This is a genomic window from Streptomyces sp. NPDC054847 (genome assembly GCF_053610925.1).
Genome location: NZ_JBSGZJ010000452.1, coordinates 1 through 5807 on the forward strand (window position 1 = coordinate 1; position 5807 = coordinate 5807).

Below are 5807 nucleotides of genomic sequence, written 5' to 3' on the forward strand. Positions count from 1 at the left end.
GGCGTGGTGACACTGCCGCTGCTGCCGCTCCTCGCGGCGGCGCTGATCGCCGCCGCGGCAGCCGGCGTCGCGTCCGTGCTGGCGCCGCTTCGGGGTGCGGACGGCGGCAGAGCCGCGAGCTAGAGTCGAATACATGGACGAGTGTGAGCCGTACTGCGAGACCCCGGAGAGGGAGGCGGCAGGGCAGGAGGCCCGGACCCGGGCCGAGGGGCCCTTCGCCGAATGCGTCCTGTGCCGTGCGCCGACCGAGTACCCGGAGACGGTCAAGGGCGCGACGCTGTGTCCCGTGTGCGAGTGGCGGGAGGCGGAGCGCACGGCCTGCTCCGGCTGACCGCGTGACCCGCGAACTCCTTTGACCCCGGGCCGAGTGCCCCGCCTGCGGGCGGGGTGGTCCAGGGGTGCCTTCGCGGGCAACGGGGCTCGGGGGTGCCTTCGGGGGAACAAGGTGTCGCGAGCGTGGCACCGGGCCCTTCCGGTGGTACGCCGATGTGCATGCCACCAAGGCCGTCGGACCCGCAGCAGCGCCCACCGGATGAGCCCACAGCCCCGCCGCGGGTGCCCGAGGCCCTGCGGACGGCCGCAGCGTACGCCTGGCGGATCATCGTCGTGGCCGCCGCCGTCTACAGCCTCTTCGCCGTGCTCGGCCGGTTCCACGAGATCGCCGTGGCCGTCTTCCTGGGCCTCGTCGTCACCGCCGTGCTCCGGCCCGTGGCCGACCTGGTGGCACGCGTCCTGCCGCGCCCGCTCGCCGTCGCCGTCTCCCTGCTCGTCACCATCGCACTCGTCCTGGGGCTGCTCGCCCTGGTCGGCGAGGCGGTCGCGCGGGAGCGGACGACTCTGGTGCGGGAGTTCCGCACCGGCATCGAGAGGATCGAGAACTGGCTGGAGCGGCCTCCGTTCCGCGTCGATCCCGAGGCGCTCACCGACGTCCAGTCCCGTATCGGCCAGTGGCTCTCCAGCCACCGGTCCACCGTCATCAGTGAGGCGGTGAGCGGTGGCCGCACGCTGGTCGAAGTGCTGACGGTGATGGCCCTCGCGCTGTTCTGCTCGGTCTTCTTCATCCACTCCGGGGACCGCCAGTGGGGATGGTTCTGCGGTCAGTTGCCGTCGACCGCCCGCCGGCGCGCCACGGTGGCGGGGCGGGCCGCCTGGCGGACCTTCACCGGCTACACGCACGGCATCCTCCTGGTGGCCGCCACCAACGCGATCCTGGTCGGCATCGCCCTGTTCGCCCTCGGTGTCCCGCTCGCGCTGCCCCTCGCCCTGCTGGAGTTCTTCGCCGCGTTCATCCCGCTCGTCGGCTCCCCGGTCGCTCTCGCGGTGGCCGCGGTGGTGGCTCTCGCGGCCAAGGGCCCGCTGACGGCGGCCGTGGTCGTCGCGCTCATCGTCGTGATCGGGCAGATCGAGGGACACCTGCTGCATCCCATCGTGATGAGCTGGGCCGTCCGGCTGCATCCGGTGGTCGTCGCGCTGTCGGTCGTGGGCGGCGCCGTCGCGGCGGGGGTGGTGGGCGCGGTCGCCGCCGTGCCGCTGGTGGCCGTCCTGTGGTCGGTCCGGCAGGCGCTGAGGCCGGCGGGGGACGGCGCTACCGGGCAAGGCGGCTGACCGGCCGTCAGGGCACCGCCCGGTCCGGTTCGCCGGACGCGACCAGGGAACGGGCGAGTGGCATCCGGGCCAGGGCGAGGACGCCCGCCACGACCAGTGCCACGCCGAGGGCCTGCGGGATCAGCCACCAGCCGGTGCGGACGTCCTCCTCGTACAGGAGCATGCCGAGGCTGAGGCTCACCGCCGCGTCGCCGAGGGTGAGCGCGGGCTGCGACGCGACCAGCGGACCGGCCTGCATCGCGTTCTCCAGCAGGAAGAGCGCGCACCCGCCGGTCGCCGCGAACGCGTACGTCTGCCAGGCCGTGAGGAAGGCGCCGGTGCCGTGGTCGTCCAGCGTGTGCACCGCCGACTTCATCAGGGCCGCGGTGAGCGCGTAGCTGATCGCGGTGGCGGAGCCGAAGCAGGCCGCGCGGGCACGGCCCTCGGGGCGGCGCAGCGCGGCGGCGGTGAGCGCGATGACGGCCCCGCCGCACACGGCGAGGGCGACGATCCAGCGGTCCAGGGGTACGGAGGTGCGGTCGCCGGAGGGCGACGCGGCGGCGAGGGCGACACCCAGTCCCGTCACCACGGCCGCCACCGCCACCCAGCCGGCGCGCGGAAGGCTGCCGTGCAGAATCAGGGTCGCGAGGATCAGGGCGAGCGGCAGCTCGAGCACGAACAGCGGCTGAACGATCGTCAGCGGCCCGGTCCCGAGCGCCACCGCCTGGCACAGGCCCGCGACGACGACGGCGAGCATGCCGAGCAGCCAGACGGGCCGGCGCAGCAGATCGAGCATGAGGCCGGCGCGCAGGCCCTCGGAGCGGGGCACGTCGAGGGCGGCCTTGCGCTGGAGCACGGTGGCGAACGCGTTGCTCAACGCCGCGCCGAGTGCGAACAGTACAGGGAGCAGGGTGTGCACGTGATCGGCCTCCGTAGGGTGCCGGGGTCGCGGTGGGGGTTTCCGTGGCCGTCGCCGTCGGTCGGCCCGCGGCGGGGCGGCCGGGGGACGGCTAGCGCATCAGCTCGGAGACCTTGACGAACCGGTAGCCGCGGCGGCGCAGTTCCGGGACGATCCTGCGGACGGCCTCCTCGGTGACGGGGGCGGCGCTCCGGGTGCAGTGCATGACGACGAGCGAGCCGGGTCGCACCCCGCCGAGCACCTGCTCGGCGACGGCGTCCGCGTCGGTGGCGAAGGCGTCACCGCTGACGACGTCCCACTGCACCGCGGTGACCCCGGCCGGCGCGAGGGCCCGTAGCGCCGCGTCGTCGTAACAGCCTCCGGGGAAACGGAAGTACGGCACGACGTTGCGGGCGCCGGCCTTCTCGAACGCGGCGAAGGCCCGCCGGACATCGGTGAGCATGTCCTTGGCGCCGATCTCGGGGAGGCCGTAGCACGGGGAGCTGAAGGCGTGGTGGCTGTAGGAGTGGTTCGCGATCTCGAACAAGGGGTCGGAGCCGATGGCCTTCGCCTGGGCGGGATACTCCTCGGCCCAGCGGCCCGTCATGAAGACCGTCGAGGGCACCTTCAAGGTGCGCAGGGCCTCGATCAGGGAAGGGTTGTCGAACCGTTCGCCGCGCTCGGCGCGCGGCCCCTGTCCGGCGGTCATGTCGGCGTCGAAGGTGAGCGCGACGGTCCTGTCCGCGGCGCTCTCGGCCGCCTTGGCGCGCATGAACACCGGGGTGTGGCCGCCGGGCCCGGGGGCCATCGTCGGAGCGGTGTCACGGGTGGCGGAGGGAGCAGGGCGCGGCGGCGACGACGTCGGTGCGGAGACCGGGGTGCCGGAAGCCCCGCAGCCGACGAGTACAGTGCCCGCGACCGTCAAAACCGTAAATTTGTGTACAGATCTGATCATTCACGAAAAGTAAGTGATCGGTGCCTCGGCATACGGTCACCAGGGCTCGGCGTCCCGGTGCGTCGTCCGGAGGCCGCCCGTTCGGTCCGGTCGGCCGGGCAGGTTCCGCGACCTGGATTGCACTGTGCAATCATGCGAGCGACTGTTGACCCGCGTGCTCTGGAGGAACGGCATGGCAGAGCAGCCCCTGACGGCCGGTGTGCTCGCCACGACCGCGGACGCGCTCGCCGTGCCGGACGACCGTGGCGGTGCCGTGTGGCGGCTGACGCCGGCGGCCCGGCAGCTGGACGCCAATCTTGTACGGCTCCCGCCCGGCACCCGGCGCCCCGGTCATGTCGAACCGGACCTCGACGTGCTGCTCTGCGTGGTCCACGGCAGCGGCGAACTCGTGACCCAGGGCGTGCGGCAGGAGCTTGGACCGGGATGTGTGGCCTGGCTGCCGCACGGCATGGAACGCTCCGTCGCGGCCGGGCCGGACGGCCTCGTCTACGTCACGGCGCACCGGCGCCGGCCGGGCCTGTCCATCGGCAACGTGACCGCGAACCGTGAGACGGCCGGCGGTGCCGGTACGGTCGCGGCCCGTGAGACACCCGGCGGAGAGCCTGCCTGCATGCTCGGCCGCATCTGCCCCGAGTGCGACCGTCCCGCGGACGACCCCGGCGCACGCTACTGCAGCCGGTGCGGCACCCGGCTGCCTTCATGAGCCGTACCTCCGGCACCTCCTGACGGCAAGTCAGGCGGCGATTTCGCGATCGCGATGAGTACAACTCACGCCTCATCCGTATCAACGGTCGGACGCGTCCCCCGGTCTGTCGTCGACAACCGGATTCCGTATCCCCGCAGGAGGCGGCGAGTTGAGTCACAGGCGAATACCCAAGCGAAAGGCCGTGCTTGCAGGAGCCGGGGCGGTGGGCATCGCCGCGGCCGCCGTGCTGCTGCCGCACGCCAACGCATCGCAGTCCGGCTCCGGTTCTGGGCCGGAGGCCGACCCGAGAACCCTGAGCGCCGCGGCCGCCCAGGACCTCGTGTCGGAACTGGGCCCCCAGCTCGGTGACGCGTATGCAGGTGCGTACTACGACGCGCAGAAGCAGCAGGTCGTCGTCAACGTCGTCGGTGACAGCAACAGTGTCATCGTCCAGGTCAACGAGGCCGGCGCCGTCGCGCGGCCCGTCGAGAACAGCATGGGGCAGCTGAAAGCGGCGGCGGACACCCTGGCCCGTAAGGCCGCGGTCCCGGGCACGGCCTGGGCCGTCGATCCCAGGACCAACCAGCTCCTGGTCACGGCCGACCGCACGGTCGCCGGCGACGGCTGGAACCGTCTGGAGTCGACCGTGAAGTCCCTCGGTTCCGGGATGGCCCGGATCCAGAGGTCCGCGGGCGAGTTCAAGCCCTTCCTCGAAGGGGGCGACGCCATCTTCGGAGGCGGCTCGCGCTGTTCCCTCGGCTTCAACGTGACCACGGGCGACGGGCAGCCCGGCTTCCTCACCGCAGGACACTGCGGCGTCGCAGACGACCAGTGGTCCGAGGAACCGAACGGCGCACCCATCGGTACGGTGCAGGCGGCGACGTTCCCCGGCGAGGGCGACTTCGCGCTCGTCACGTACGACGACCCCGCGACCGACGCTCCCGGCACGGTCGACCTCGGCAACGGTCAGACCCTCGACATCGTGGGCGCCGACGACGCGACGGTCGGCCAGGAAGTGTTCCGCATGGGCAGCACCACGGGCCTGAACAGCGGGCAGGTCACCGGCTTGAACGCCACCGTGAACTACCCGGAGGGCACGGTCACCGGCCTCATCCAGACGAACGTGTGCGCGGAGCCGGGTGACAGCGGCGGCGCCCTGTTCACCCGCGACGGTGCCGCGATCGGCCTGACCTCGGGCGGCAGCGGTGACTGCACGTCGGGCGGCGAGACGTTCTTCCAGCCGGTGACGACGGCGCTCGCGGCGGTCGGTGCGGAGATCACCACGGGCGACGGCGGCGGCGCGGCCGAGCAGGGCCAGAACGGCCAGGACGGTCAGGACCAGGGCGGCCAAGGCCAGGACCAGCAGCAGGACGGCCAGAACGGTCAGGATCAGAACGGTCAGGATCAGGACGGTCAGGATCAGGACGGTCAGGACCAGCAGGGCCAGGACCAGGACGGTCAGGACCAGCAGGGCCAGGACCAGGACGGTCAGGACCAGCAGGGCCAGGACCAGGACGGTCAGGACCAGGACGAGCAGCAGGACGCCCAGGACCAGCAGGGCCAGGACCAACAGCAGGGAGGCTTCGACGGCAACTGACCCGTAGTCACTGCCCGCCGGTGGTTCTCCCTCCCCCCGCCGGCGGGCCCTTCCCTCCAACCGGCCGGGGGCGGGCGGATCTCCGCCC

The 5807-nt window shown here is 72.5% G+C and carries 6 protein-coding genes; 4 read left to right on the forward strand and 2 right to left on the reverse strand.

Translation table 11 applies throughout. From position 1 onward, the window contains the following. Positions 1 to 133: 133 nt before the first annotated feature. Together ACWGH4_RS29810 and ACWGH4_RS29815 are read left to right on the forward strand one after the other, a co-directional pair. A complete protein-coding gene (locus ACWGH4_RS29810) occupies positions 134 to 331 on the forward strand; it encodes a hypothetical protein (RefSeq protein WP_453466391.1) in 198 nt (65 codons plus the stop codon). Positions 332 to 486: 155 nt separating this feature from the next. Continuing rightward, a complete protein-coding gene (locus tag ACWGH4_RS29815; RefSeq protein ID WP_453466401.1) occupies positions 487 to 1605 on the forward strand; it encodes an AI-2E family transporter in 1119 nt (372 codons plus the stop codon). Between the two features lie 7 nt (positions 1606 to 1612). Here the strand turns inward: ACWGH4_RS29815 and ACWGH4_RS29820 are convergent, their stop codons facing one another. Together ACWGH4_RS29820 and ACWGH4_RS29825 are read right to left on the reverse strand one after the other, a co-directional pair. After that, the gene (locus ACWGH4_RS29820) at positions 1613 to 2503 is read right to left on the reverse strand and encodes a DMT family transporter (RefSeq protein ID WP_453466393.1); all 891 of its coding nucleotides are present in this window, start codon (positions 2501 to 2503) and stop codon (positions 1613 to 1615) included. 91 nt (positions 2504 to 2594) lie between these two features. Further along, on the reverse strand, positions 2595 to 3437 hold the full coding sequence (locus tag ACWGH4_RS29825; protein WP_453466395.1) for a polysaccharide deacetylase family protein: 843 nt from the start codon (positions 3435 to 3437) through the stop codon (positions 2595 to 2597). A gap of 172 nt (positions 3438 to 3609) precedes the next feature. Between ACWGH4_RS29825 and ACWGH4_RS29830 the strand changes: the two genes are divergently transcribed. Continuing rightward, positions 3610 to 4140, forward strand: coding sequence for a hypothetical protein (locus ACWGH4_RS29830; protein ID WP_453466397.1), 531 nt, complete (start codon positions 3610 to 3612; stop codon positions 4138 to 4140). 205 nt (positions 4141 to 4345) lie between these two features. Then, positions 4346 to 5719, forward strand: coding sequence for a S1 family peptidase (locus tag ACWGH4_RS29835; RefSeq protein WP_453466399.1), 1374 nt, complete (start codon positions 4346 to 4348; stop codon positions 5717 to 5719). Positions 5720 to 5807: the final 88 nt, after the last annotated feature.

Excerpts from the sequence above, each read along its gene's own strand:
- ACWGH4_RS29810 (WP_453466391.1), top strand. The coding sequence starts at position 134 with ATGGACGAGTGTGAGCCGTACTGCGAGACCCCGGAGAGGGAGGCGGCA.
- ACWGH4_RS29815 (WP_453466401.1), top strand. The coding sequence starts at position 487 with ATGTGCATGCCACCAAGGCCGTCGGACCCGCAGCAGCGCCCACCGGAT.
- ACWGH4_RS29825 (WP_453466395.1), bottom strand. The coding sequence starts at position 3,437 with ATGATCAGATCTGTACACAAATTTACGGTTTTGACGGTCGCGGGCACT.
- ACWGH4_RS29830 (WP_453466397.1), top strand. The coding sequence starts at position 3,610 with ATGGCAGAGCAGCCCCTGACGGCCGGTGTGCTCGCCACGACCGCGGAC.